This window comes from Finegoldia magna ATCC 53516 (genome assembly GCF_000159695.1).
GTDB classification, from domain to species: Bacteria; Bacillota; Clostridia; order Tissierellales; family Peptoniphilaceae; genus Finegoldia; species Finegoldia magna_F.
In genome coordinates, this window is record NZ_CM000955.1 from 1,469,566 (window position 1) to 1,493,498 (window position 23,933).

The 23,933-nt window shown below is 28.6% G+C and carries 25 protein-coding genes, 3 tRNA genes and 1 other annotated feature; of the genes, 23 read left to right on the forward strand and 5 right to left on the reverse strand.

Features of this window, described 5'->3' with window-relative positions:
* Nucleotides 1–2 precede the first annotated feature (2 nt).
* The 3 genes from rsmD (at nt 3) to HMPREF0391_RS07105 (ending at nt 1,594) form a co-directional block, all read left to right on the forward strand.
* The gene (gene rsmD / locus HMPREF0391_RS07095) at nt 3–563 is read left to right on the forward strand and encodes a 16S rRNA (guanine(966)-N(2))-methyltransferase RsmD (protein WP_002836302.1); all 561 of its coding nucleotides are present in this window, start codon (nt 3–5) and stop codon (nt 561–563) included.
* The gene (gene coaD, locus HMPREF0391_RS07100; RefSeq protein WP_035109470.1) at nt 556–1,044 is read left to right on the forward strand and encodes a pantetheine-phosphate adenylyltransferase; all 489 of its coding nucleotides are present in this window, start codon (nt 556–558) and stop codon (nt 1,042–1,044) included. Before rsmD ends, coaD begins: the two co-directional genes overlap by 8 nt.
* A 76-nt stretch (nt 1,045–1,120) precedes the next feature.
* Nucleotides 1,121–1,594 carry a hypothetical protein gene (locus tag HMPREF0391_RS07105; protein ID WP_035109473.1) on the forward strand — a complete coding sequence of 158 codons (474 nt, stop codon included), beginning with the start codon at nt 1,121–1,123 and terminating at the stop codon, nt 1,592–1,594.
* Nucleotides 1,595–1,639: 45 nt separating this feature from the next.
* On the opposite strand, the gene HMPREF0391_RS07110 is transcribed toward HMPREF0391_RS07105, so the two are convergent.
* Complete coding sequence (locus tag HMPREF0391_RS07110) at nt 1,640–2,059, reverse strand: flavodoxin (protein ID WP_002836305.1); 420 nt, start codon at nt 2,057–2,059, stop codon at nt 1,640–1,642.
* A 3-nt stretch (nt 2,060–2,062) separates the two neighbouring features.
* Nucleotides 2,063–2,608 (reverse strand): DUF3793 family protein, encoded by a 546-nt coding sequence (locus tag HMPREF0391_RS07115; protein ID WP_002836306.1) that lies wholly within the window; start codon nt 2,606–2,608, stop codon nt 2,063–2,065.
* Nucleotides 2,609–2,813: 205 nt separating this feature from the next.
* Here HMPREF0391_RS07115 and secG point away from each other — a divergent pair, with 205 nt between their 5' ends.
* From secG to map, 4 genes are all read left to right on the forward strand, one after another.
* Nucleotides 2,814–3,038, forward strand: coding sequence for a preprotein translocase subunit SecG (gene secG, locus HMPREF0391_RS07120; RefSeq protein WP_002836307.1), 225 nt, complete (start codon nt 2,814–2,816; stop codon nt 3,036–3,038).
* Between the two features lie 24 nt (nt 3,039–3,062).
* Nucleotides 3,063–5,075, forward strand: coding sequence for a sodium-translocating pyrophosphatase (locus HMPREF0391_RS07125; RefSeq protein ID WP_002836309.1), 2,013 nt, complete (start codon nt 3,063–3,065; stop codon nt 5,073–5,075).
* A 134-nt stretch (nt 5,076–5,209) separates the two neighbouring features.
* A complete protein-coding gene (locus HMPREF0391_RS07130) occupies nt 5,210–6,541 on the forward strand; it encodes a hemolysin family protein (protein WP_002836310.1) in 1,332 nt (443 codons plus the stop codon).
* Nucleotides 6,542–6,549: 8 nt separating this feature from the next.
* Complete coding sequence (gene map, locus HMPREF0391_RS07135) at nt 6,550–7,305, forward strand: type I methionyl aminopeptidase (RefSeq protein WP_002836311.1); 756 nt, start codon at nt 6,550–6,552, stop codon at nt 7,303–7,305.
* Between the two features lie 38 nt (nt 7,306–7,343).
* On the opposite strand, the gene HMPREF0391_RS07140 is transcribed toward map, so the two are convergent.
* Nucleotides 7,344–8,489 (reverse strand): nucleotidyltransferase family protein, encoded by a 1,146-nt coding sequence (locus HMPREF0391_RS07140; protein WP_002836312.1) that lies wholly within the window; start codon nt 8,487–8,489, stop codon nt 7,344–7,346.
* 86 nt (nt 8,490–8,575) lie between these two features.
* Between HMPREF0391_RS07140 and HMPREF0391_RS07145 the strand changes: the two genes are divergently transcribed.
* The 15 genes from HMPREF0391_RS07145 (at nt 8,576) to rplT (ending at nt 22,580) form a co-directional block, all read left to right on the forward strand.
* Nucleotides 8,576–9,016: a hypothetical protein gene (locus HMPREF0391_RS07145; RefSeq protein WP_002836313.1), complete on the forward strand. Its 441-nt coding sequence runs from the start codon at nt 8,576–8,578 to the stop codon at nt 9,014–9,016.
* 58 nt (nt 9,017–9,074) lie between these two features.
* On the forward strand, nt 9,075–9,716 hold the full coding sequence (locus HMPREF0391_RS07150) for a zinc dependent phospholipase C family protein (RefSeq protein WP_002836314.1): 642 nt from the start codon (nt 9,075–9,077) through the stop codon (nt 9,714–9,716).
* A gap of 21 nt (nt 9,717–9,737) precedes the next feature.
* Nucleotides 9,738–10,463: a hypothetical protein gene (locus tag HMPREF0391_RS07155; protein WP_002836316.1), complete on the forward strand. Its 726-nt coding sequence runs from the start codon at nt 9,738–9,740 to the stop codon at nt 10,461–10,463.
* Between the two features lie 89 nt (nt 10,464–10,552).
* Nucleotides 10,553–10,628: transfer RNA gene (locus HMPREF0391_RS07160), tRNA-Phe, on the forward strand.
* 8 nt (nt 10,629–10,636) lie between these two features.
* A tRNA-Gly gene (locus HMPREF0391_RS07165) sits at nt 10,637–10,711 on the forward strand.
* Between the two features lie 3 nt (nt 10,712–10,714).
* Nucleotides 10,715–10,788: transfer RNA gene (locus HMPREF0391_RS07170), tRNA-Cys, on the forward strand.
* Between the two features lie 51 nt (nt 10,789–10,839).
* Entirely contained in the window at nt 10,840–11,970 is a 1,131-nt protein-coding gene (locus HMPREF0391_RS07175; protein WP_002836317.1) for a DUF6873 family GME fold protein, read from the forward strand.
* Between the two features lie 13 nt (nt 11,971–11,983).
* The gene (gene hisS, locus HMPREF0391_RS07180; RefSeq protein WP_002836319.1) at nt 11,984–13,279 is read left to right on the forward strand and encodes a histidine--tRNA ligase; all 1,296 of its coding nucleotides are present in this window, start codon (nt 11,984–11,986) and stop codon (nt 13,277–13,279) included.
* A 192-nt stretch (nt 13,280–13,471) separates the two neighbouring features.
* Nucleotides 13,472–15,376 (forward strand): threonine--tRNA ligase, encoded by a 1,905-nt coding sequence (gene thrS, locus HMPREF0391_RS07185; RefSeq protein ID WP_002836320.1) that lies wholly within the window; start codon nt 13,472–13,474, stop codon nt 15,374–15,376.
* An 80-nt stretch (nt 15,377–15,456) separates the two neighbouring features.
* Complete coding sequence (locus HMPREF0391_RS07190; RefSeq protein ID WP_002836322.1) at nt 15,457–17,184, forward strand: ABC transporter ATP-binding protein; 1,728 nt, start codon at nt 15,457–15,459, stop codon at nt 17,182–17,184.
* A complete protein-coding gene (locus tag HMPREF0391_RS07195; RefSeq protein WP_002836324.1) occupies nt 17,174–18,913 on the forward strand; it encodes an ABC transporter ATP-binding protein in 1,740 nt (579 codons plus the stop codon). Before HMPREF0391_RS07190 ends, HMPREF0391_RS07195 begins: the two co-directional genes overlap by 11 nt.
* A gap of 10 nt (nt 18,914–18,923) precedes the next feature.
* Entirely contained in the window at nt 18,924–21,326 is a 2,403-nt protein-coding gene (gene mprF / locus HMPREF0391_RS07200) for a bifunctional lysylphosphatidylglycerol flippase/synthetase MprF (protein ID WP_035109483.1), read from the forward strand.
* Between the two features lie 36 nt (nt 21,327–21,362).
* Nucleotides 21,363–21,474 (forward strand) — a sequence feature (ribosomal protein L20 leader region).
* 22 nt (nt 21,475–21,496) lie between these two features.
* Nucleotides 21,497–22,003: a translation initiation factor IF-3 gene (gene infC, locus HMPREF0391_RS07205; RefSeq protein WP_002836327.1), complete on the forward strand. Its 507-nt coding sequence runs from the start codon at nt 21,497–21,499 to the stop codon at nt 22,001–22,003.
* A 13-nt stretch (nt 22,004–22,016) separates the two neighbouring features.
* Nucleotides 22,017–22,208, forward strand: coding sequence for a 50S ribosomal protein L35 (rpmI, locus tag HMPREF0391_RS07210; protein WP_002836329.1), 192 nt, complete (start codon nt 22,017–22,019; stop codon nt 22,206–22,208).
* An 18-nt stretch (nt 22,209–22,226) separates the two neighbouring features.
* Nucleotides 22,227–22,580, forward strand: a complete 354-nt coding sequence (gene rplT / locus HMPREF0391_RS07215) for a 50S ribosomal protein L20 (protein ID WP_002836330.1) — start codon at nt 22,227–22,229, stop codon at nt 22,578–22,580.
* A 31-nt stretch (nt 22,581–22,611) separates the two neighbouring features.
* Here the strand turns inward: rplT and HMPREF0391_RS07220 are convergent, their stop codons facing one another.
* Both HMPREF0391_RS07220 and HMPREF0391_RS07225 read right to left on the reverse strand, forming a co-directional pair.
* Nucleotides 22,612–22,887, reverse strand: coding sequence for a GIY-YIG nuclease family protein (locus HMPREF0391_RS07220; RefSeq protein ID WP_002836332.1), 276 nt, complete (start codon nt 22,885–22,887; stop codon nt 22,612–22,614).
* A complete protein-coding gene (locus HMPREF0391_RS07225; protein WP_002836334.1) occupies nt 22,887–23,504 on the reverse strand; it encodes a regulatory protein RecX in 618 nt (205 codons plus the stop codon). The genes HMPREF0391_RS07220 and HMPREF0391_RS07225 overlap by 1 nt, the downstream gene beginning before the upstream one ends.
* 188 nt (nt 23,505–23,692) lie before the next feature.
* Here HMPREF0391_RS07225 and HMPREF0391_RS07230 point away from each other — a divergent pair, with 188 nt between their 5' ends.
* Entirely contained in the window at nt 23,693–23,932 is a 240-nt protein-coding gene (locus HMPREF0391_RS07230; protein ID WP_035109486.1) for a YdbC family protein, read from the forward strand.
* Nucleotide 23,933 lies beyond the last annotated feature (1 nt).

The window sequence follows — 23,933 nt, forward strand, 5'->3', positions numbered from 1 at the left end:
AAATGAAAGTTATTTCAGGAAAAATGAGAGGTATGAACTTAAATACCGATTTAGATAGATTTACAAGACCGACAGAAGGTAAAATAAAAGAAGCGATATTCAGCGTGATTTTTCAAGTAAAACCTAATTCCAAAGCATTAGATTTATTTGCAGGAAGTGGAGCAGTTGGTATAGAGTTCATAAGTCGTGGATGTGATTTAGTAGTATTTAGTGAAGCTTCTAATGATAATATAAAATGCATCAATGAAAATATTGAGCATACAAAATCACAGGAATTCGCAAAAGTCTTTAAAGGTGATTTTAAGAAAAATTTATTAAATATCAGAAGACAAGGATTAAAATTTGATTATGTTTTTATCGATCCGCCTTATGAAAGATTAAATTATTACAAAGAATCCATTCAGATGCTAATAGATAATGATCTTTTAAATGATGATTGTCTTGTAATATTAGAATCCGAAAAAGAATTATCTGATGAATATTTCAAAAATTTGAAATTAGAAAAACAAAAACAATATGGCAAAAAGAAGAATATATATTTTTTGAGGAATGATAATGAATAAAACAAAAGTATTATATCCAGGTAGTTTTGATCCGATTACAAATGGACATATGGATATTATTGAAAGAAGCGCAAAAATTTTTGAAGAAGTAAATGTAGCTGTTGTAAAAAACATTCAAAAGAAAAGCACTTTTTCACTTGAACAAAGAGTTGCTATGATTGAAAAAGCATGTAACCACTTATCTAATGTAAGGGTTCATCAATTTGAAGGATTAACTGTAGATTTTGCAAAACAAATAGGTTGTAGTACAATTATAAGGGGACTACGTGCTGTGAGTGATTTTGAATCAGAAATGCAAATGTCTTTGGCTAATAAGAAGTTAAATAATGAATTAGAAACATTGTTTTTAGTTGCGGATGGCAAATATGCATTTCTTTCGTCGTCTATAGTAAGAGAGATAGCTTCCTATGGCGCTGATATATCAGAACTTGTTCCAGAAAATATCATTGACGATATAAAGGATAAATTTAACGATAAATAAATGCTTTATCTTGAATTAATTTGATATTTTTATTATAATAATTGTAAGAATAATTAGCTCAATGCAGGAGGGTTACATGGATATTATTAAGTTAATAGAAGAAATGGAAGACATACTTGATGAAGCATCAACAGTTCCATTTTCTAAAAAAGTTATGGTTGAAAGAGAAGAACTTCTATCAGTTTTAAAAGATATGAGAGAAAATTTACCAGAAGAAATCAAACAAGCTCAATGGACTAATGCTGAAAAGAATAGAATTATCGATGAGGCTAACAGAGAATCTGAAAATATTAGAACTCAAGCTTACAAAGAAGCAGAAAAAATCGACCAAGAAGCTCGTAACAGATTTGAAACAATGGTAAATGAACACGATGTTACTATTGCAGCTCAAAAAAATGCAGAAGAAATTACTTCTCAAGCTGAAAACAATGCTAGATTATTAAAGAGTCAATCTATCCAATATATCGATGAAATGTTGGAAACAACTCAAGACAAATTGAACAATCTATTGGAAGAATTACAAGAAAACAGAAATGAATTAAAAGGCTAATAAAAAGCTTGGTAGTTTTAGATGACTACCAAGCTTTTTTAAGTATTATTTTAATAAATTATCTGCAAATTTTTTGATATCAGCAGTAGAATTTTCGTCTGGGGTATCATAGCAGATTACAGTATCAATAACGTTTAAATTATTTTTCGAACATCTTTCTTTCCAAAGGTCCATCCATTCACCGTTGTTCCATTCATAAGAACCAAAGAGAGCAATTTTTTTATCACTTAATGTATTTTCTAAATCAGAAAACATCGGTTCAAATGAAGTATCTTCTAGTTCTTCATCACCCATAGCAGGGCACCCAAAAGCAATAACATCGAAATTGTCGATATCGTAGTTTTTATAATCATCACTAAATACCATTTCGACTTTAGATCCTTTTGACTCGCATTCTTCTTTAATAATTTGAGCCATTTTTTCAGTGTTACCAGTTTGAGACCAGTATAAAATTAATAAATTCATAATTTACTCCTTAAAATAATTTATTATATCAAACAAGTTATTTCCTTGTAATGATAATCTTTTTGTTACGAGCTTAGCATAGTCATATTTTTTAAATATATCTTTTGCCTTTTCCACATCAGAATATACTTTCCACTTTCCAGAAATACATTCATTTTTTCCGTTGTAATTAATAAATCCAAGCACATCCTCGTAAGGATACCCTAAGAAAAATCCGATTTCATGAGGAAATTCATTTTCAAGTAATCTTTTCTTTAAAAAATTTATGCTGCTATTAAAATTATCCGCAGGATAACCATAACTTTTCAAAGCATTTTGGAGCCTTTTATCATTATAGTTTTCTATTAAATTGTAATTTATTAAGTACAGCAACAACTTTTTTCTAGTTTGCTTTAAAATAATTAAGCTAAAATTATATTCTGATAATTTTTCGTTTAATTTTAATATGTCTTCAAATATGCTATCTGTATAATCAACATTTATCATATTTGCAAATTTGAGATTACTTAGTGTGGGATAACAATGCTCTAATAATATGTCTTGTAACATAACCACCTCTATAATAAGTATTGATAATTGATATCATAAAAAGTATAGCACATGATTTTTAATAAATCAATACTGATTATCAATTAAATTCAAAGAAATTTGTGGTATAATATCTTTGTGCAATAATGATATATGAAGTATCTTGATAATATCCAATGTCTATGTTATATTTTATATATCAACTTAATTGAAATGAGGTGGATAAATGAAGACTATTTTTTCAGTAATTTTAGTTATTGCTAGCATTGTAATAATAATTGCAGTGATGAGTCAAGAAACTAAATCAGAAGGGATGGCAGCGTTAACAGGCGAAACTAATGTCGGTGGACATGGTGGAAGATTAACTAAGGATAATTATATTAACAGAGTTGTTATTGTATCATCAGTTATATTCTTGGTTTCAGCTTTGGCGTTAGCATATATAAAATAATTTAATAGTTGAAAGGAGTAAATCATGGACAATATGTATTACTATTTAGCTATTGCAGCAGGTATTATCGCTTTATTATTTGCTGCAATAAAATTTAGTAGCATAAGTAAAAAAGGTGCTGGTAATGAAAGAATGAGGGAGATATCTGGATTTATTCACGACGGAGCAATGGCTTATCTTTCTCGCCAGTACAAAGCACTTATTATTTTTGTAGTTATAGTATGTGTAATTCTAGGTGTTGCAATCGATTATAAGACAGCAATTTGTTTTTTAGCTGGTGCAATATTTAGTGTACTTGCAGGTTACATTGGTATGCAAGCTGCAACAAAGGCAAACGTTAGGACAGCTAACGCAGCAAAAGAAGAAGGAATGAATGGAGCATTAAACGTAGCATTTTCTGGTGGAGCCGTAATGGGAATGTGCGTTGTTGGATTAGGAATTTTAGGTATAACTCTTTCTTATATTATTTTCCAAGATGCTGAAATCGTTACTGGATTTAGTTTTGGTGCTTCTTCTATAGCTTTATTTGCCAGAGTTGGTGGTGGTATCTATACAAAAGCCGCCGATGTTGGAGCAGACTTGGTTGGTAAAGTCGAAGCAGGTATTCCTGAAGATGACCCTAGAAACCCTGCAGTTATTGCAGATAACGTTGGGGACAACGTAGGGGATGTTGCTGGAATGGGAGCGGACTTATTTGAATCCTATGCGGGTAGTATTTTATCAGGTATTACATTAGGTTTATTAGCTTATAAAGAAGCTGGAGTATCATTTGCAATTGCGATTGCAGCATTAGGTGTTATTGCATCTATTATAGGTGTATTTACAGTTAGAGGAGGAAAAGATCCGCAAAAATCTTTAAATACAGGTACAATTATCAGTTCTATTTTAGCAATCGCAGGATCATTCTTCTTATCAAGATCAATTCTTGGTAGTAATAATGCTTTCTTCTCTGTATTAGCTGGTATATTAGTTGGATTGATTATTTCACAATTTACTGAATACTACACATCTGAAGATAAAAAACCAGTTCAAAAAATTGCTGAAGAATCAGAAACAGGTTCTTCTACAAATATTATCTCTGGTTTGGCTACAGGAATGAAATCAACTACTGGTCCAATTATTGTTATAGCTATCGGTATAATAGTTTCGTTCTTTGCATCAAATGGTGCAAAAAATCCTACAGAAGGTTTGTATGGTATAGCAGTAGCAGCAATCGGTATGTTATCTACTTGCGGTATGACAATTGCTGTAGATGCTTATGGTCCTATAGCAGATAACGCTGGTGGTATCGCTGAAATGTGCGAATTACCAGAAAATGTAAGAAATATTACAGATAAATTAGACTCAGTTGGTAATACTACTGCTGCAATTGGTAAAGGATTTGCAATTGGTAGTGCTGCATTGACAGCATTAGCATTATTTGCATCATATACTGCTGTAGTAGGTTTGAAACAAATCGATGTTACAAGTCCAGAAGTTGTAGCTGGTATGTTTATTGGTGGTATGTTACCATTCTTGTTCTCAGCATTGACTATGGATGCTGTAGGAACAGCTGCAAATGATATGATTGTTGAAGTTAGAAGACAATTTAAAGAATTCCCAGGAATTATGGAAGGTACTCAACAACCTGATTATAAAAAATGTGTGGACATTTCTACGGGTGCTGCATTAAGGCAAATGCTTGTTCCAGGTTTGTTAGCCGTAGTTTGTCCTGTTGTTATGGGATTCTTATTAGGTGCAGAAGCTTTAGGTGGACTTTTAGCAGGTTCACTTGTAACAGGTGTATTAATGGCAATATTTATGTCAAACAGTGGTGGAGCATGGGATAATGCTAAGAAATATATTGAATCAGGTCAACACGGTGGAAAAGGATCAGATGCTCATAAAGCAGCTGTAGTAGGAGATACTGTTGGGGATCCATTCAAGGATACTTCAGGTCCATCACTAAATATTTTAATTAAATTGATGACAGTAGTATCATTAGTATTCGCACCATTGATTGCTCAACATGGTGGACTAATACTAAACTTATTCTAAAACACGAATTAAATTAAATGATTTTAAGCGGAATGTTATCTGTATATCGCAGAAAACATTCCGTTTTTAATTTTGTTTTATTTTAATTCAAAATTATTGTATAATATTATTATCTATAATTTTAGGAGGAATAAATGGACGAAGTCGGGCCCAATCTTATTTTAGAATTGGTTATTTTATTGATACTCATAATAATTAATGCTTTCTTTTCAGCAAGTGAAATAGCAATAGTATCTTGTGATAAAAACAAGCTTAGAGTTATGAGTGATGATGGAAATGAAAAGGCAAAATCTGTCTTAGAACAATTTGAAAAACACACAAAATTTTTGTCTACTATTCAGGTGATTTTAACTTACATTGGATTTGTTGCTTCAGCAATATGTGCATCTAGTTTAAGTGTCAGTTTGAGTCAAAAGTTAATATTTTTAGAATTAAATAAATCTGTAACTTATTGGATATCGGTGTGTATTGTACTTATTGTTTTGTCGTTTTTGTATATTTTGTTTGGACAGTTGATTCCAAAAAGAATCGCTTTGAGTGTAGCAGATTCTTTTTCGTTATTTTCAATTGGTGCTGTAAAATTTATTTACTTTATTTTAAAACCATTTGTTTTTTTACTTTCTAAGTCAACAAAATTTATACTAAGTATAATTGGAATAAAAACTTTGAATGTGGAAAGCAAAATAACTGTTGAAGAAATAAAATCAATGGTTGAGGTCGGAAAAGAACAAGGAATTATTAATTCAAATGAAAAAGATATGATCGATGCAGTTATTAACTTCAATGAAAAAACAGCTGAAGAGATTATGACAGCAAGAACAGAAGTATTTGCCATTGACCTTGAGGATTGCATTGAAGATTATTTAGATAAATTAATGGAACTTAAATTTTCAAGGATTCCAATATATGAAGGCGATATCGATAATATACTGGGCATTATCTATATTAAGGATTATATGAGTGAAGCTTACAAACATGGGTTTAATAATGTTGATTTAAGAAAAATTTTAAAACCAGCGTATTTCATATCAGAAACTAAAAATATCAATGATTTATTCTCAGATATGAAGAAAAAAAGAATTCACATGGCAATCTTAATAGATGAATATGGTGGTTTTTCAGGAATTGTATCGATGGAAGACTTAATTGAAGAAATAGTTGGTAATATCGAAGATGAATACGACCATGAAGCCCCTGATATTATTCAGGTTGACAAGTTTAATTATATAGTAAAAGGTAGTACTTCCATAAAAGAAATTAATTCCAACATTGGACTTGAGATTGATGAGCTATCGGATGATTATGATACATTAGGCGGTATGTTAATTAACAGGTTAGGATATATACCTGAAGATGGTTTCAAAAGAAGAATAGAAATAGATGATGTTTTGTACAATATAATTTTTGTGGAAGATAAAAGAATTAAAAAGGTAAAAATTACATTACCTAAGAACTTTTTTGAATAGGTGATTAAATGATTATTATAAAAAATAAAGATGAAATAGAAAAAATGGATATTTCTGGAAATGTCATTTCAGGAATGCATGAAGCTTTGCGAGAATTCGTTAAACCAGGTTTGACTACAATGCAAGTTAATGATTTTTGCGAAAAATTTATTAGAAGCAAAGGAGCAATACCAGCTCAAATAGGATTTGAGGGATTCCCATACGCTACATGTTGTTCTGTAAATGATGAAATATGCCATGGGTATCCATCTGATTATGTTTTAAAATCTGGAGATTTATTAAAAGTTGATACAGTAGTTGAATTAAATGGTTGGATGAGTGATTCCTGTTGGAGCTATGCTGTTGGTGAAATAGATGAAGATACTCAAAATCTTATGGATGTTACTAGAGAATGTTTGTATGAAGGAATTAAATTAGCCGTAATAGGCAATAGACTAGGCGATATAGGAGCTAAAATTCAATCCATAGCAGAAACTAATGGCTACTCTGTGGTACGCGAATTCACAGGTCATGGGATCGGAAGAGGTATGCATGAAGACCCAATGGTTCTTCACTATGGTAAAGAACACAGAGGCCTTAGATTACAAGAGGGAATGGTATTAACTATTGAACCAATGATTAATATGGGAACTCATAAGTTGAAAATTGATAAAAATGGATGGACAGCTAGAACTATTGACGGGAAAAAATCATGCCAATATGAACACACATTAGCTATCACAAAAGATGGTCCAAGAATTTTGACTAAACAACAAGGTCAATAAAATAAAGAGAATATTTTGAGAGTTCCTCAAAATATTCTCTATTTTTTTATTACTGGAAAATCATAAAAATCATTAACATTTTTTGTAGAATATATTAGTCTACTGACTTTTATATCATATTCAAATAATTTTTTGTAATTATCAGATAAATTTGAAAAATCTCTGTTCAAAGAATAAATTTTACAATTTTTATTAATTGTGGACAAATCGAAGTTTTTTTTGAATCCCAATAGGCGAACAGCTTCAATATCTGCATTTACGATATCATCCACAAATTTTTTATCCACTCCTAAAATATAATTTAAAATCAATCTTTTAAGTCGATTTTGGGTATATTTTTTATTTTTTATGTTTTCAAAAAAAACATCATGATTTTCATTCAATGCATTTGATAGAAGATTTTCTAATCCTTTTTCATAACCTGTTATATTTTCTAATTCAGATTTTTCCACAAATAATTTATAAGATAATATGTCTAACAGTTTTTTGTTAGATTGAATAGAATTGTGTTTTAGATATTCGTAAGTTAAGGATGGAATTTTGTCTTTAAATTCTTCTAATAGTTTCAAATTAGTTCTAATAGAGGATGCGCTATAAGAAATACCTTCAATAGAACTTGAATTGTATTCGCTATTTATCCTTTTTATTGGCAGAATTTTACATTTAGGTTGTAGTTTATCTAATGATTTCATATATTCCAAAGCGAGGATGTTATTTGATTTGAAGATTTCATCAGAGTAATTAGAGTAGTTTTGCTTTGAAAATTCCATTACATTTTTATTATAAGAAGTATTTTTGTTTTCTGCTATAAACTGTTTAATATTGGCTTCATTTTCTAGGAGAAAATCTTTGTATGAAATAAGATCTTCTATTTCTGTTTCAATTCCAAAAGAAACATAATCACATCCAATAGTGTCTATTATTTTAATAGCGTAATAGCTAAAATTTTGCGCTGATTGTAAAGAAAATACAGAAGGAATTTCAATAACACAATTTATTCCATTTTCCAAAGCGATTTTAGTTTTATGAAGTTTATCTAAAATAGAAAACTCACCACGTTGCACGACATTTCCACTCATGACTGCAATTATATTTGCTTCTGGGAAAATTTTTTTTATTTGATTTATTTGATGTAAATGCCCAAGATGAAATGGATTGTATTCACATACTATAGCTACATTCATAATTATTGATTCCTTTCATATACTTTTTTCTTATGTTGTATTATAATTGATATTGGTAATATAGTAAATAAAAAGGGGTAGATTTTATGGATATAAGATTTGTTAAAGGCAATATTTTTGAGCTACAGAGCGATGCAATTTTATATTTTATCGAAAATTCACTTCTGGAAGAGAATTCAAAAAAATTAGTTGAGAAAGCTGGAGAAAGAATTTTAGAACCTCTTACAAAAATAAGTGGAATAGAAAAAGGCGAATGTAAAATCATTCCCGCTTTTAATATAACTTCGGATTATGTGATATTGGCAAATTTGCCAGATGATTTAAAAAATAACAACAAAAATATTTTCAAAAATCTAATCTATAATGTTTTTTGTGAAATGAAAAAATTCGAAATTCATTCGCTTAACATAGATTATTCTTTTTTAACTGAAAAATATTCTAGTGAATTTGTTAATCTTATAAATGAAGTTATAGACGAAAAATCGTTGAGAATTAGCGATTTCCTTGTATTTATGTGCAAAAGTTAATAATTGACTTTTAACTTAAATTACTCTAAAATAATATTATGTCTAATAACGAAAGGTAGTGATTAATATTTTTCCAGAAACTCATAAGAGAATTGTTAGAGAAATAAATCAAGACATTAAAGATTCTTATGGAATCAATTTAAATATAAAAAAATTAGAATGGGGAGCTGTTAGTCCAGATATTTTACCAAAATACAAGCTAATAGCACATTACAAAGAAGAAAGTATAAATTATATTGTAAAAGAAATTATCACTATAATTTATCTTTTTCAATTTACGGATTTAACAAGATTGAACTCATTGCAAAATAAGATTTTAAGTACAAAACTTGGAGTAATAAGTCATTATCTAAGCGATTATGTGTGTCTTCCACACGCAAAAAGATGGAGGTGCAATCAACACCTTAAAGATCACATGAATTACGAAAGAGTTTTGAATAAGTTGGCACAAAATCATATATTTGACAAAAAGGCAATAACAACAAGTCAAATAAGCATAGACAATGATGAATGTGTGATGTTAAAAACATTGGTTAAAAATTATATTGAAGATATAATAGATGAATACAGCATTTTAGAAGATAAAACTAGAGATTTGGACTTTGCGTACGGTTTAAATTATTCTATTTTCTGTTTTATCTTTGAAACTATTGAAGTATTCTCAACAGAAAGATACTACCAAAAGTCCTTTGTTTTTTAAATATAATTAGGAGTAGAAGTTATGTATAAAGCTTACAATACGAACAATTTAAAGAAAAAACTTGAGAAAAAATTTCTTTTCGAAGATGATTTATTAGCTTTATACTTAATGCTTGATATTGTTCAACAAGAAAACAAAATACAACCTTGTTATGTCAAATATAATGCTCTTAATAAAATTTACAATGTTTTAATTAATCATTTGTCGTATAGAAATGACAGAGAAAATATTATTAAAGCTATTTTTGATTTGATCTCAGAAGATATTAATAAAATTGAATTCACTTATTATCTTCAAGCTTATACTGAAGGCTTTAATAATAAGAATATAAGTGATGAGTTGGAGTTTTATGCATTAAGACATATTCCAGCCTCTACTATTAAAAAATCGGATATTCTTCTTCATAATACTGAAAGTAGAAGTGCTAAGTTTTTAAAAAATAAAATGATTAGTTCAATTAAAAACAAATCTAATGCATTCAGAGTACAAGATTCAATAATAGATAATTATTGCGAAAACATCCTAAAAGACAAGATATATAGCATTAATAGCAAGATGGACAAACAGTTAGTGATGAAATCTATTAATGATAGTGTAGTGATTTCTGAAGAAAAATTCTTGAATATGTGGCAATTGGAAAATTTGTACAAAAAAATTGTTAAAACTTTGAAAAATGTTTTAAATAATTCTATAGAAGATGCATTGTGGTATGGGTTAAATGACAGAGTATTACAAAGGTATAAGTAAATTGTAAAGTCGGATTTAAATTGTTGTAAAAAAATTTGACAAAACAATTTTAATCGTTTATACTAGTAAAGTAATGTTTGATACATTAAGCCCAGATAGCTCAGTCGGTAGAGCAAAGGACTGAAAATCCTTGTGTCGCTGGTTCGATTCCGGCTCTGGGCACCAAAATGTGTGCGGAAGTGGCTCAGTGGTAGAGCATCGCCTTGCCAAGGCGAGGGTCGCGAGTTCGAGTCTCGTCTTCCGCTCCATATGGCGACATAGCCAAGTGGTAAGGCAGAGGTCTGCAACACCTTCACCCCCAGTTCAAATCTGGGTGTCGCCTCCAAAGGAAAGTTTATTATAGACTTTCCTTTTTTTTATATGTAAAGGAGTTAATATGATTTTTATTGATTTATTAAAAGATGAGTATATTGAGGAATTATCAGATTTTGTATACAAACTGAGAAATAATTTTTTATTTCAAAATAAGTTTGATTCAAATTTGGCGAAAAATAGAACAACAATAATTAAATCTTTGAAAAAACAAATATCTAATAGAAATCATTTCGTGATTTTTGAAGGAACTAAGTTAATTGGGTATTTGGTGTTAGATTTAGATGATAAAGAGTTGCTAATTAAAGAGATATATATAGATAAAATTAATAAATCAATACTTTTTAAAATTTTTAGATTTTTAATGGATTATGCACTATCAAACTTATTTGATATAATTAAATTTAAGTTCAATGGATTTATTTTCGATGAAATTATAAAAGAACATTTGGATGATCAAAATAGATTAGAAATAAAGAATGATATGTTTGAAGAATCTCATAAGAAATTTGCGATAATTAGTTTTAAAGCTAAAAATGGCTTGATAAAATTTTTAAAGGGCAATGATTATGAAGTTATTTACAGTTTCGATAGTAAAAAAATGGATGAAAAAGTTAGTGACCATGTAGATATGCAAATTAGGAAAATAAATGAAAATGCATTCGTTTGTACTCAAGAATCGTATTTTCATTATAGGGCATATCTTCCAAATTATATAACATTATATGTAACGGAGCTTGAGATAACGAACACATATCCGAAAGATTGCTTGTTAAATAATTTTTCAATTGAAAATCATTTAATATGTAATAAAAAATCTGTAGATCCTGTTATATTGAAACTTCTTAAAGATGAGAAAATAATAATGGTCAAACAAGGATATTCCAAATGTTCAACAATAGTTACTGATAAATTTGTAATTACCAGTGATAAATCTATATATAATAGTGTTCAAAAACAAAATATTAAGGCATATTTGATAGATTCTGGTGAAATAAAACTAGAAGGTTATGATACAGGATTTATTGGTGGGACTTGTGGATATTGTGCTGATTTAGGGGTTGTGTTTTATGGCAATCTTGAAAATTATAAATTTAAAAATAAACTTATTGAATTTTTAGAAAAAGAAAATATAAAATACTATTATACAGATGATGATGATTTTATAGATCGCGGATCTATAATTTTTAATTAATAGGAGGTCAATTATGATTCAACCATCTACATTACCGGGAATGATGGAACTTCTTCCTGAAGACCAAATGGTGTTCGATACAATTAAAAGAAGAATAGAAGATGTTTTTATTAAAAATGCATTTTTTTCAATCGATACACCTGCTATAGAAAAATTAGACGTTTTGCTATCTAAAGGTGGAGGAGAAACAAGTAAGCAAGTGTATAGAATTGATAGTAGTAAGAAAAATCAAGGATTGAGATTTGACTTAACTGTGCCACTCGCAAAATACGTTTCAATGTACATGCAAGACTTAGCATTCCCATTTAGAAGATATCAAATAGCTAAGGTGTATAGAGGAGAAAGAAATCAAAAAGGAAGATATAAAGAATTTTATCAATGCGATATAGACATCATAGGAAATGAAAAATTGAGCTTATATAATGATGCGGAAATAGTAAAATGTATGTATGAAGCTTTAAAATCCATAGATGTTCCAGACTTTGAATTTCAATTTAATAACAGAAAATTATTGAATGGATATTTCTCTGATTTAGGTATTGAGGACTTTGAATCATGTTTGAGAATAATTGACAAATTAGATAAAATAGGAATAGATAATGTAAAAGAAGAATTATCGAAAATTAACTTGGATGATGAAAAAATTGATTCGATTTTAAGTTTCTTACAAATAGATGGACCTAACCAAGAAATAATCGAAAAACTTGAATCATTGAATATAGATAATGAATTATTTGTTTGTGGGCTTGAAGAATTGAAATTTGTATATGACGATATTTTATCTTTGGGAGTTAGTCCAGATAATATTAAAATAAATTTGTCTATAACTAGAGGACTTGATTACTATACAGGTTCAGTATTTGAAACATTTTTTAAGGAATATCGTGAAATCGGATCTATTTGTTCTGGAGGAAGATATGATAGTCTAGCGAATAATTTTACTAAAAGCAAGTTGCCTGGAGTAGGAATGAGTATCGGCTTAACTAGATTATTCTATCAACTTCAAGAATTAAATTTGGTTAAAGGACAACAAACTAACTTTGATTGCATCATTATTCCTATGAAAGGTTATGAAAAAAATGCAGTGAAGTTGATGAATGATTTGAGAAGTTCTTCTGTAAGATGTATGAGTTATCTTGAAGATGATAAATTAAAAAAGAAATTTAATTATGCTGACAAATTATCCGTAAAATATGTTATAATAATAGGACAAGATGAAGTTGAGCAAAATAAATTCACTTTACGAAATATGGAAAATGGTAATCAAGAATTATTAGAGCTTAACCAAATTATTGAAAAGTTAAAATAAAGGCGATGAAAAATCCCAGTAGGCATATAAGAACTTTCAGAGAGAGTAAAACTTAGGCTGAAATTTTACTTAAGAGATCAGTATGCTGAATACTAATTTGGAGCCTATTGTCAAATGAGAAAAAATTAGGGTGGAACCACGAGACACTTGTCCCTATCGGGATGAGGGTCTCTTTTTTATTAGGAGGTATTTATGTTTGAAGTAAAATTAAAAGATGGATCCGTAAAAGAATTTGATGAAGAAATAAGTTTATTAGATGTTTGCAAATCAATTTCTGAAGGATTAGCAAGAGACTGTGTAGGAGCAGTTGTAGATGGTAAAATAATGGGATTAATGGAAACTATTAAATCAGATTGTGAAGTTCAATTCGTAAAATTTGATGATGAAGAAGGAAAGCAAGTTTTCTGGCATACTTCATCTCACTTAATGGCTTATGCTATTCAAAGATTGTATCCAAATACAAAATTTGCAATTGGACCATCAATTGATTCTGGATTCTATTATGATTTAGATACAGATCATAAATTCGTACCAGAAGATTTAGAAAAAATCGAAGCTGAAATGAAAAAAATAGTTAAAGAAAATCCTAAATTAGTAAGGGTTGAAATTTCAAGAGAAGAAGCATTGGAAAGATTTAAGAAAGAAGGTCAAGATTATAAAGTTGACTTAATAGAAAATCTTGATGAAGATGCTACAATTACATTGTATGAAATGGGAGACTTCGTTGATTTGTGTAGAGGACCTCATTTATTAGAAGTGAAAAATATTAAAGCATTCAAGTTACTATCAATTGCCGGTGCATACTGGAGAGGTGATGAAAATAACAAGATGCTTCAAAGAATTTACGGAATTTCATTCCCTAAGAAAAAATTATTAGACGAATATTTAGAAAGAATGGAAGAAGCTAAGAAAAGAGATCACAGAAAAATTGGTAAAGAAATGGGACTATTCTCAATTCAAGAAGAAGGACCGGGTTTTCCATTCTTCCATCCAAATGGAATGGTTGTGTTAAATGAACTAGAAAAATTCTTGAAGGAACAACTTTTAGATAGAGGATATGGTCAAATTAAAACTCCATTGATTTTGAACGAAGATTTATGGCATCAATCAGGTCACTGGGATCACTACAAAGAAAATATGTATTTCACTCAAATAGATGGTGATGATTATGCTATAAAGCCAATGAACTGTCCAGGATCAATTTTAGTTTACAAAGATGAATTGCACAGCTACAGAGAACTTCCAATTAAAGTTGCTGAATTAGGTCAAGTTCACCGCCATGAATTATCAGGTGCATTGCATGGCTTATTCAGAGTTAGAACTTTCGTACAAGATGATGCACATGTATTCTGTTTACCTGAACAAATAGAAGAAGAAGTAACTAAGATTATAGATTTCTGTGATTATATTTATTCTAAGTTTGGTTTTAAATACGAAGTTGAATTGTCAACTCGTCCAGAAGATTCAATGGGATCAGATGAAGATTGGGATTTAGCAATTAATTCACTTAAGAGTGCGTTGGAACACAAAGGTCTTGAATATAAGATTAATGAAGGTGACGGTGCTTTCTACGGCCCTAAAATAGATTTCCATTTGGAAGATGCAATTGGTAGAACTTGGCAATGTGGAACTATTCAATTAGATTTCCAAATGCCAGAAAGATTTGATATGACTTATATAGCAAGTGATGGATCTAAAAAACGTCCAGCGATGATTCATAGAGCTATTTTAGGTAGTGAAGAAAGATTTATGGGAATATTAATCGAACACTATGCTGGAAAATTCCCATTATGGTTATCACCAATTCAAGTAGAAATTCTTCCTATTAGCGATAAATTCAATGATTATGCGTATGAATTACAACAAAAAATGAAAGCACGTGGATTGAGAGTGAAAGTCGATGATAGAAGTGAAAAAATCGGTCTTAAGATCAGGGAATCTCAATTGAAGAAAGTGAACTATTCATTAATAATTGGACAAAATGAAATTGATAACAATGAGGTATCAGTAAGAAAAAGAGATCTTGGAGATGTAGGATCTAAGAATACTGATGAATTTATTGATGAATTAGTAGATGAATATCAAAATAGAAAATAATTCTATAAATAAAGCTTATTTTACAATATAAAAATTTGCTCTGAATTTTTCAGAGCAAATTTTTAATAGAAGGAGGTAAAATGTACAAGAAATTTTATTGGTTTCTAAAATATTACAAAAACAAATTAATTCTTGCTATTACATTTCTTTTATTAAGTGACCTGGTCGGATTAATTCCCCCATATATTACAGGGAAATTAACCGATAGAGTATTAAACAATTCGATAGAATTAAAACCTTTTTTAATTATACTTTTAATTGATGTTTTAGTAATAGGAATTAAATATTTTTTTGCAATGGGATGGTGTTACTACACATTCAGAGCATCAAATGAAATAGACTATGTAACTAGAAATAGACTTATGGATAAATACTTAAACGAATCCATGAAATATTTTCAAACTTTCAAAACGGGAGAACTTATGAACAGAGCTACTGGAGATGTCAATAGTTTAAGCGATTTGATGGGATTTGGAACTCTTACATTTTTCGATTCTACAGTATTTCCTTTGTTTATAATAATTATAATGATGGTCGTCGTTGACGTTCGTTTAACACTTGTTTCTATAATACCTCTTCCTATATTGGCATTTTTGTGTTTAAAAATTGGTAAGAAAATCCATGAAAAATATTCAATAGTGCAATCTACATTTGATAAGCTAAACAATAGTGTGTTAGAAGATGTTGAAGGTATTAGAATTATAAGAGTTTTTGGAATAAAAAATGCTAGATATTTTTCGTTTCAAAATCGATCTAAAATGTTGGTTCAAAAAAACATGGATGTTGTAAAATACAGAGCAATGATGGCTCCTTTTCAAAGAATAATTCCAGCAATGACTTTTGTTATAGCAATCGGATATGGAACATTTTTAATAAGTAAGAATCAAATATCTGTTGGTCAATTGGTATCTTTTACTTATTATTTAAATATGTTAATTTGGCCAATGTATGCATTAGGAAACTTCATAAATGTATATCAACAAGCCGATGCATCAATGGATAGAATCGATAATATACTTGACTATAAAGATGAATTAGATTTAAACGAAGATTACAAGGAAATTGATGATATAGAAAGTGTTAAGTTTGAAAATTATAGTTTCAAATATCCTTACTCTAAAGAATTCGCACTTAAAGATATTTCTTTTGAATTCAAGAAGAACATGAGGGTGGCTATTGTTGGAAAGACAGGGTCAGGAAAGTCAACTATTCTTAAACAATTATTATTCTTATATCCAAGACAAGATGAATTTGAAATCAACGGTAAATACACGAATTTATTAAATTTAAAATCAGCAAGAGATAATATGGCGTATGTGTCTCAAAAAAGTATGATTTTTTCGGATACAATAAAAAATAATATAAAACTTTCCAAGATAGAGGCCACAGATGAAAAAGTGGTTAAAGTATCTAAAAGCGCGGATATTTATAAGGATATAGTCAATTTTCCGGATGAATTTGACACTTTGTGTGGTGAAAACGGACTGTCATTATCTGGAGGTCAAAAACAAAGAATTTCATTAGCAAGAGCCTTATTAAAAGATTCAAACTTGGTTGTATTAGACGACTGTTTAAGCGCATTAGATACTCAAACTGAGAAACATATTTTGATAGAGTTAAAAAAACTGAAAAAAACAGTAATCTTATCGACTCATAGATTAAATCAGATTGACGATTTTGATTTAATAATAGTAATGAAAGATGGTCAAATAAGTGAGATGGGTACTCATTCGGAATTAATGGAAAATAGACAATGGTATTACAATCAATATAATATCCAATTAGTAAGGGGCAGATATGAAGAGTAAATTAAGAAATAAATTTGTATCAGAAAAACTAAAAATGTATTCCATGAAGCAATCTAAAAAATTGGTGATTGGATTTGTCTTTTCCTTATTAAGAACTTCTATGGAAATTTTGGGTCCAATTGTAATTGGATTTGTATTAAATGAATTTGTAGCAAAGAATAATATAGTTGGAAATTTTTCATCAATTATTAAATACTTGACTATTTATTTGGTGATTTACGTTGCGTGTGGAATTTTCAGTAACTTGAGTATGATTTATTTTGAATTGGCAGCAAATAACGTAACATATTTTGTACAAAATGATATTTATAAACATATCAATGAATTACCTATAGAATACTTTGACAATCTGGCAGCAGGAAGTATCGTATCAAGGATTACGAATGATACTATGAGATTAAAGATAATGTTTCAACTTATATTGGCAGATATTACAACTGCTGCAATAATGATAATTGCAATATATATTATGATGGTTGTAACAAATATTAAAGTGTCTTTGATGCTTTTGATTTTGTTTCCATTTGTTTTCTTAATATTCTATGACTATAGATATAAATCAGCAAAACATAACAAAAGAATCAGACATCTGGTTAGTAAAATAAACGCAAATATTAATGAAAATATTAATAATATGGAAATAATTCAAGCTTTAAATGTCAAACAAACTATAAAAGATAAGTTCGATAAAATTAACAAAGAAATTTTTGGAAATAATTTAGCTCTTACTAAATTAAGAAGCTATGGAGGATACAGGGCTATTGATATAATTGGTTTATTATCAACAGTTATAATTTTATTTTATTTTGGATATGGTCAGATAACCAAAAGCTATCCAGTTACAGTTGGTGGGCTTTATATAATTATCGATTATACTTCAAAGATTTTTTCGAATGTTAGTGTAATTGTTACAAGATTTGGAGATATGGAACAAGCTTATGCATCTGCAAGTCACATATTTGACATAATGAAATTAGATACAATTGAAAAGTCAGATGGTGTGATAGAAGATCTAAAGGGAGATATTGAATTTAAAAATGTTTATTTTGCTTATGATAAAAATGATGTATTGAAGGATATTTCATTTAAAATACCAAAATCAACTAGTGCAGCTTTTGTAGGGACTACAGGTAGTGGAAAATCAACGATCCTTAATTTAATATTGAAGTTTTATGACGTAAAAAGTGGTGAAATTTTAATTGATGGGGTAAATATCAATAATTTAAATGAAGATATTATGAGAGAAAACTTTGCGGTTGTACTACAAGATCCGTTCCTTTTTGAAACTACATTAAAAGAAAATATAACTTTAGATAAGGATTATAGTGACGAGGAAGTGATCCATGCGTTAGAAGAATTAGGATGCTATACATTGCTTAAAAAAGGTTTAAATGAACCTATAAAAGAAAAAGGCTCTAATCTTTCACAAGGAGAAAGACAATTAATCTCCTTTGCAAGAGCATATATTAGAAATCCTAGAATATTAATTTTAGATGAAGCTACATCGAATATTGATACTGAAACAGAGCAAATTATCCAACAACCATTAGAAAAATTAAAATATTCAAGAACTACATTGATAGTAGCTCACAGATTATCTACAATTAGAAATGTAGACAAGATTTTTGCCTTATCCAATGGTAAAATAATAGAAAGTGGAACTCATGATGAACTATTACTAAAAGATGGTTTCTACAAACAAATGTACGATGAGCAATCATCCATTTAAAGGGGGATTAATGGATAAAAAACTAAAATACATTAGGACAACATACACTATAATATTCACAATTATTGTCTTATATATCGTAAGGAACAATTTTATAGCACCTAATCATATTTTTAAATATAAGATTTTTTTGAGTATTGCTCAAAAATTACAAATTGCTTTATTTGGACTTTTAGTATTTCTTATTTCATCAATTTCCTATTTTTTATATAATAAAAATTTTGATTTCAAGGATATAAAAAAGTTTTGGGTTCTAGAATCATTAAGAAAATTTGTATGGATAAAGGGATTAGAATCAGTATTTATTGGTGAAGATGAGTATAGGAATCAGAACTTAAACAAAAATATTTCTAATTTTATCGCTTTATCTTTAATTAGTATATTCACGATATTTTTAATGAAACCAGAATGGACACTATTTTTGATTTATTTAGTAATATTGGTTATTGGTATTTGTGTTATTTATTTTAAAAACAAAAGTCCATATTATTTAGATTTTGTTGTAAAGGATAACATAAGTGTCAAAAGAAAAGTTTTATCAGTTGCTTATGAAACTGTTGTTACAATATGTAATATATTATTTTTCGTTTTTGCGATAAAACAATTTACTAATGTAAATCTTTCATCTTTGGTGCTTATTTATTGTGTTTCAAATGTATTTGGGCAAGTTAGCTTGATGCAGGATGGATTTGTTGTTTCGGATTTAATAGAAATACACTTTTTATGTAAATTGATAGAACCTAGAGCTGCAATAATTGCCATATTGATATACAGAATTGTAAGTAGTGTTATTCCATGGATAATTTCTTTAATTATGATATTAAAAAGAATTTACGACAATTACAATACTGATCAATACAAGAAACAGTTCGCATTTAATATTTTGTCTATTTTTACTCTAATCGTTGGGCTAATATTATGTTTAAGTGTTGCTACTCCATCAATGTTATTAAGAATAAAATTTTTAAAGAGATTTGTTAAGAAAGATGTAGTGATTTTAGCTAGATTTATAACTCTTACATCAGGTGGGTTATTAATACTTCTTTCACAAGGAATAAAAAAATCAGTTAAAAAATCTTTTTATATAGCTGAAGCAGTATTAATAGTTTCAGTATTTTCAACATTATTAAAAGGATTAGACATTGAAGAATCGATTATTACCTTACTGTTGGGAATTGTAATGTATATTATGAAGGATGGATTCACAGAACAAGCTATCAAAATAAAGCCAAAATATTTTATAAACACAATCGGTAAATTATCAGTTGTCACAGTATTATTTATCTTTATTAGCAATACTGTTCGCAAGGTAAATTTTTTGACATCACATCGAAAATATTCTCTAAATTATTTGGTTGAAAACAAGAAATTTATACTGCTATATGTTTTATTTGTTCTGATATTATCTTACCTTGCTCAATATACACGAACTAAGAAGATCACATTTACAAAATTAACAGATGAGGATTTTGATAAAATTGATAAATTCTTGGAAGAATTTGGTGGAAATGAATTTAGTCATTTAGTTTATTTGAATGATAAAAATGTTTATTTTGACAAGACAAATACAGTAATGATTATGTATCGCCCAGTAAAAAACAGCGTTATCGTATTAGGTGATCCAATAGGTAAGAAAGAAAATTTCGTTGAAGCAATTGATGATTTTATAGTTTATTGCAATGAATATCACATGAATGTTTGTTTTTATGAAATAAATGGAGAAAATCTTGAATTATACTGTGATCAAGGTTTTAGATTCGTTAAGGTTGGACAAGACGCAACAGTAGACTTAACTCAATTTTCTTTAGTAGGAAAGAAAAATAGAACTTGGCGACATGTTCTTAATAACTTCGATAAAGGGAATTATGAATTTAAAGTTGAAGATCCAACCGATAACCTTTTATCTCAAATGAAAATTGTTTCGGATAAATGGTTAGAAAATAAAAATGAAATGGGATTTAGTTTAGGATTTTTTGATGAAGATTATCTAAAAAGAACCAAAATAGCATGTATTTACAAAGAAGGTGAATTACTTGCTTTTGCAAATCTTCAACCGTTTTATGATGATAAGACACTTTCTATCGATTTAATGAGATATGATAAATCAAATGAAGATGGTTTGATGGATTTTATATTCATAAAGTTAATTTTATGGGGTCAAGAAAATAATTTTGAAAAATTCTACCTAGGAATGGCACCGTTATCTAAAGTTGGAGATAAGATTTATTCAAAGAAGAAAGAAAAAATTCTAAATATTGTTTACAATACTCAAAATAAGATATATAATTTTAAAGGTTTAAGAAACTACAAGGATAAATTTAAGCCCAACTGGTCGAATAAATATATAGCATATACTTCAGACTTTAATTTACCATATATTTTAATTAATGTTGTAAATTCAAAGAAAAAATAGTTGACAAAATGTTCAACATAGTATACAATATTTGTTGTTGATAAGTAGAGATATCCGCTCTCACCTTATAATTTCGAATTCATAAGGTTAAAATTTAATTTGATTATTAATTTTTGGCGGGTATTTTTACCCGCCATTATTTTTTGGAGGTGAATAATATAAAAGACTTAATGATTAATGAGGAGATAAGATCTTCTAAAGTTAGATTAATCGATGACGAAGGTGAACAAATAGGTGTAATTCCTATTAAAGAAGCTTTGAAAATGGCTGAAGATAAGCATCTGGATTTAGTAAATGTAGCACCAAATGCTAAGCCACCCGTATGCAAAATATTAGATTATGGAAAATACAAATATGATGCATTAAAGAAAGAAAAAGAAGCGAAGAAAAATCAAAAAGTAATTAACGTAAAAGAAATAAGACTTTCACCAAATATTGAAAAACACGATTTAGAAGTTAAGGCTAATCAAGCATCCAAGTTTTTAAGCAATGAAAACAGAGTAAAAGTTTCTGTTAGATTTAGAGGTAGAGAACTTGGTCATAAAGATTTGGGTAAGGAAGTTCTTGATAAATTTTATGAATTAACAAAAGATGTAGGACAAATAGAAAAGAAACCTTCCATGGAAGGTAGAATGATGATAATGTTTATGGGTCCTTTGACTGATAAAGAAAATTAGAGGGGGAAATAATATGCCAAAAATGAAGACACATAGAGGTTCTGCTAAGAGATTTAGAAGAACTGGTACAGGTAAGTTAAGAAGATATAAAGCTTATGCAAGTCACTTAACAGGTAAGAAATCTGCAAAGAGAATTAGAAACTTAAGAAAAGGTACAACAGTTAGCGATGCAGATATGAGAAGAATCGATAAAATGATTCCTTAGTTAGAGGGGGAAATATAAATGGCTAGAATTAAACGTGGTACAAATAATAGAAAAAGACATAAAAAAATATTAAAACAAGCTAAAGGATATTACGGCTCAAAACATACATTATTCAAAACAGCTAATCAAGCTGTAATGAAATCATTAGCTTATTCATACGTTGGAAGAAAAAGAAGAAAAAGAGATTTCAGAAAATTATGGATTGCTAGAATTAATGCAGCTACAAGAATGCACGATTTAAGCTACAGCAAATTTATGCACGGCTTAAAAGTAGCTGGTGTTGACTTGAACAGAAAAGTTCTTGCTGATATGGCTGTTAGAGATGAAAAAGAATTCGCTAAATTAGTTGAATTAGCAAAAAACAATTTATAAAATTAAAAGCTTAAGTTGATTTATATCATACTTAAGCTTTTTTTAATATAGTATTAATTTCGTTTTCATTTGAATTTATTAGCTTTAATTTTTTATCACGAGTTAGACTTTTTGTTTTAATTTCTAATTTTAATGCATCACTTTTATTATCAATTCTTTTCATAAAAACATAGTTTACAGGAAGCCTTGCCCTTGTATATTTACTGGCTTTACCTTTATTGTGCATTTTAATTCTTTTTAAAAAATCATTGGTAATACCTGTATATAAACTTTTATCAGCACATTCTAAAATATATAAATAATACATTAATACATACCACTTACTTGTTTCGCAACATCATAACTGAAACCTTTTTGCAGCAAGAAAGTAACTATTTTATTCTTTAAATCATAGCCCTCATGTTTTTCTTTCCAAATATTGATTTTAGTTTCAACTATTTGAGTTGCTTTGTCTAACTCCATATTATATCCAAAGACATTTTCCAAATAATCTTCATAAATTCTTTTATCAATACCTTTTTGGTATAAATCATTGATTATTCTTCTTTTACTGTAATTTGTTAGATTAATTTTATCGTTTATAAATATTTTCGCGTAGTTATAATCGTCCAGTAAATCTAGGTTTTTTAATTTTTCTATAACGTCTTCAATAATTTCAGAACTAAATTTTTTTGATTTTAATTTTGTCGTTATTTCTTTTTCAGTTCGTAATTTATATGATAAAAAATTAAGGCTGATTTCAAAAGCCTCTGTAAATTTTGAGATATTCAATAAATGAGTATATAGTTCATCATCTATTGTCATTTCGTTATGAATTTTATATCTTTCAAAATCATTATAACTTAGTAAAAAACTTTCTTTTGTATCAGTCTCAATTACGAACTTATCTTTTTTATCATTGAACTCAATATTTTTGATTATCATTTTATCTCATGTTCATTATTACATTTAGTATAAATGGAGCAACCATCATTGCTACTAAAATAATTGCTACAACTTGAGCTAATTTTTGCTTTTTCATGAAATTCACCTCTATGATATTCTAACACAAAAACATATATTTGCATATTTTAAAATAATGCTATAATATATTTATAAAAATGGAGGTAATTATGGCTGATTTAAAATTTGAAATAGTAGAAAGAATAGGAGTTTTATCCACAAAAGCTAACAATTGGAATAAAGAATTAAATATTGTAAAATGGTCTGATTACGATGCAAAATACGATATTAGAGAATGGAATCCTGATCATACAAGAATGAGTAAAGGTCTTACATTCACAGAAGAAGAATTAAGAGTATTACATGCGTTAATAGAAGATGAATTAAAACAATTAGATTCAGAAAAGTAGG

What these genes read in the sequence shown, in the direction of transcription:
- HMPREF0391_RS07130 (WP_002836310.1), top strand. Translation starts at nt 5,210, where the DNA reads ATGGACGAAGTCGGGCCCAATCTTATTTTAGAATTGGTTATTTTATTG.
- HMPREF0391_RS07145 (WP_002836313.1), top strand. Translation starts at nt 8,576, where the DNA reads ATGGATATAAGATTTGTTAAAGGCAATATTTTTGAGCTACAGAGCGAT.
- infC (WP_002836327.1), top strand. Translation starts at nt 21,497, where the DNA reads ATGATTAATGAGGAGATAAGATCTTCTAAAGTTAGATTAATCGATGAC.
- thrS (WP_002836320.1), top strand. Translation starts at nt 13,472, where the DNA reads ATGTTTGAAGTAAAATTAAAAGATGGATCCGTAAAAGAATTTGATGAA.
- HMPREF0391_RS07225 (WP_002836334.1), bottom strand. Translation starts at nt 23,504, where the DNA reads ATGATAATCAAAAATATTGAGTTCAATGATAAAAAAGATAAGTTCGTA.
- HMPREF0391_RS07195 (WP_002836324.1), top strand. Translation starts at nt 17,174, where the DNA reads ATGAAGAGTAAATTAAGAAATAAATTTGTATCAGAAAAACTAAAAATG.
- coaD (WP_035109470.1), top strand. Translation starts at nt 556, where the DNA reads ATGAATAAAACAAAAGTATTATATCCAGGTAGTTTTGATCCGATTACA.
- rplT (WP_002836330.1), top strand. Translation starts at nt 22,227, where the DNA reads ATGGCTAGAATTAAACGTGGTACAAATAATAGAAAAAGACATAAAAAA.
- HMPREF0391_RS07125 (WP_002836309.1), top strand. Translation starts at nt 3,063, where the DNA reads ATGGACAATATGTATTACTATTTAGCTATTGCAGCAGGTATTATCGCT.
- rpmI (WP_002836329.1), top strand. Translation starts at nt 22,017, where the DNA reads ATGCCAAAAATGAAGACACATAGAGGTTCTGCTAAGAGATTTAGAAGA.
- HMPREF0391_RS07230 (WP_035109486.1), top strand. Translation starts at nt 23,693, where the DNA reads ATGGCTGATTTAAAATTTGAAATAGTAGAAAGAATAGGAGTTTTATCC.
- rsmD (WP_002836302.1), top strand. Translation starts at nt 3, where the DNA reads ATGAAAGTTATTTCAGGAAAAATGAGAGGTATGAACTTAAATACCGAT.
- HMPREF0391_RS07175 (WP_002836317.1), top strand. Translation starts at nt 10,840, where the DNA reads ATGATTTTTATTGATTTATTAAAAGATGAGTATATTGAGGAATTATCA.
- HMPREF0391_RS07140 (WP_002836312.1), bottom strand. Translation starts at nt 8,489, where the DNA reads ATGAATGTAGCTATAGTATGTGAATACAATCCATTTCATCTTGGGCAT.
- secG (WP_002836307.1), top strand. Translation starts at nt 2,814, where the DNA reads ATGAAGACTATTTTTTCAGTAATTTTAGTTATTGCTAGCATTGTAATA.
- hisS (WP_002836319.1), top strand. Translation starts at nt 11,984, where the DNA reads ATGATTCAACCATCTACATTACCGGGAATGATGGAACTTCTTCCTGAA.
- HMPREF0391_RS07110 (WP_002836305.1), bottom strand. Translation starts at nt 2,059, where the DNA reads ATGAATTTATTAATTTTATACTGGTCTCAAACTGGTAACACTGAAAAA.
- mprF (WP_035109483.1), top strand. Translation starts at nt 18,924, where the DNA reads ATGGATAAAAAACTAAAATACATTAGGACAACATACACTATAATATTC.
- HMPREF0391_RS07220 (WP_002836332.1), bottom strand. Translation starts at nt 22,887, where the DNA reads ATGTATTATTTATATATTTTAGAATGTGCTGATAAAAGTTTATATACA.
- HMPREF0391_RS07115 (WP_002836306.1), bottom strand. Translation starts at nt 2,608, where the DNA reads ATGTTACAAGACATATTATTAGAGCATTGTTATCCCACACTAAGTAAT.
- HMPREF0391_RS07105 (WP_035109473.1), top strand. Translation starts at nt 1,121, where the DNA reads ATGGATATTATTAAGTTAATAGAAGAAATGGAAGACATACTTGATGAA.
- map (WP_002836311.1), top strand. Translation starts at nt 6,550, where the DNA reads ATGATTATTATAAAAAATAAAGATGAAATAGAAAAAATGGATATTTCT.
- HMPREF0391_RS07155 (WP_002836316.1), top strand. Translation starts at nt 9,738, where the DNA reads ATGTATAAAGCTTACAATACGAACAATTTAAAGAAAAAACTTGAGAAA.
- HMPREF0391_RS07190 (WP_002836322.1), top strand. Translation starts at nt 15,457, where the DNA reads ATGTACAAGAAATTTTATTGGTTTCTAAAATATTACAAAAACAAATTA.